Genomic DNA, 1,911 nt, shown 5'->3' on the forward strand with positions numbered 1-1,911 from the left:
ACGTGCGACACCGACGGCAGCAGCAGGTGGTATTTCACGTCGAGGATCCGCGCGGTGTTGTCGGCCCGCTCGACGAACGCGCCGATCTGCGCGAAATCGAAGATCTCGTTGCGCAGCATCGTGCTGTAGAAGCTGCCGAGGATCAGCGCGGTTTCGCGCTTCACTTCGTCGAGCACCGCCGGCAGCCCGCTCTCCGGCACCGGCTGCGCAAGCGCCTGGCGCAGCGCGAGCCATGCGCCGTTCACGCTCTCCCACGCCTCGCGCGTGAGCGCCGTGCGCACCATCCGCGCGTTCGAGCGCGCGGCCTCGATGCACGACAGCACGCTCGACGGATTGTCGCGGTCGCGCAGCAGGTAGTCGGTCACGGTATCGGCGGCATAGGCGTCGTACTTCTGACGATAGCCGTCGTCCGCGCCCGAGCTGACCAGCACCGACGACCATTCGGCCGGCGCGTCGGACGTGCGCGTGAGCGCCATCCGCAGCCCGGCATCGACGATGCGCGCGATGTTCTCCGCGCGCTCGATATAGCGGTACATCCAGTAAAGACCGCTCGCAGTTCGTCCCAGAAGCATCTCGTGTCCACTCCGTCTTCGTTCGGTTCGCGCGCCGGCTGCGGCGCGCGCGGTCGTGCCCGGCTCAGTCGGCCAGCACCCAGGTGTCCTTGGTGCCGCCGCCCTGGCTCGAGTTGACGACCAGCGAGCCTTCCTGCAGCGCGACGCGCGTGAGCCCGCCCGGCGTGATGCGGATCCGGTCCGACACCAGCACGAACGGCCGCAGGTCGACGTGGCGCGGCGCGAGGCCGGCTTCGGTCAGGATCGGCGTCGTGGACAACGCCAGCGTGGGTTGCGCGATGTAGTTCGCGGGACGCGCGCGCAGCTTCGCGGCGAACGCCTCGATCTCGGCCTTCGATGCGCACGGCCCGACCAGCATCCCGTAGCCGCCCGAGCCGTGCACTTCCTTCACGACCAGTTCGTCGAGATGCTCGAGCACGTATTTCAGGCTGTCGGCCTCGCCGCAGCGCCAGGTCGGCACGTTCTCCAGCAGCGCCTTGCGGCCCGTGTAGAACTCGACGATCTCCGGCATGTACGAGTAGATCGCCTTGTCGTCGGCGATGCCGGTGCCGGGCGCGTTCGCGATCGTGATGTTGCCGGCGCGGTAGACGTCCATGATCCCGGCCACGCCGAGCACCGAATCGGGGCGGAACGTCAGCGGATCGAGGAACGCGTCGTCGACCCGGCGGTACAGCACGTCGATCGGCCGGAAGCCTTCGGTGGTGCGCATCGCGACGCGGCCGTCGACCACCTGCAGGTCGCTGCCCTCGACGAGGTGCACGCCCATCTGGTCGGCGAGGAACGAATGTTCGTAGTACGCGGAATTGTGGATGCCGGGCGTGAGCACGGCGATGGTCGGGTTGTTGGCGTTGCCGCCCGGCGGGCACACGGCCGCGAGCGACTGGCGCAGCATCTGCGGATAGGTCTCGACCGGGCGCACCTTGACCTGCTGGAACAGCTCGGGAAAGAGCTGCATCATCGTCTCGCGGTTTTCCAGCATGTACGACACGCCCGACGGCGTGCGCGCGTTGTCCTCGAGCACGTAGAACTGGTTCTCGGCGGTGCGCACGATGTCGACGCCGATGATGTGCGTGTAGACGTTGCCGGGCGGCCGGAAGTCGATCATCTCCGGGATGAACGCCTCGTTGTGCGCGATCAGGTGCTTCGGCACGATGCCGGCGCGCACGATCTCCTGGCGGTGGTAGATGTCGTCGAGGAACGCGTTGAGCGCCATCACGCGCTGCTCGATGCCGAGCGACAGCCGGCTCCATTCCGCACCCGAGATGATCCGCGGCACGATGTCGAACGGAATCAGGCGCTCGGCGGCCTGCGCGTCGCCGTACACGGCGAACGTGATGCC

2 protein-coding genes are annotated in these 1,911 nt (G+C 67.8%); both read right to left on the reverse strand.

Translation table 11 applies throughout. The features are described 5' to 3' along the window. Window positions 1–572 (reverse strand): alpha-E domain-containing protein (locus DIE04_RS29455; RefSeq protein ID WP_185500445.1); only part of this gene is annotated, 572 nt, incomplete at its 3' end. Between the two features lie 64 nt (window positions 573–636). Further along, a partial coding sequence (locus DIE04_RS29460; protein ID WP_148091659.1) for a circularly permuted type 2 ATP-grasp protein occupies window positions 637–1,911 on the reverse strand: 1,275 nt, incomplete at its 5' end.

Source organism: Burkholderia sp. Bp8994, assembly GCF_003853805.1.
In the GTDB taxonomy this organism is placed as follows: Bacteria; Pseudomonadota; Gammaproteobacteria; order Burkholderiales; family Burkholderiaceae; genus Burkholderia.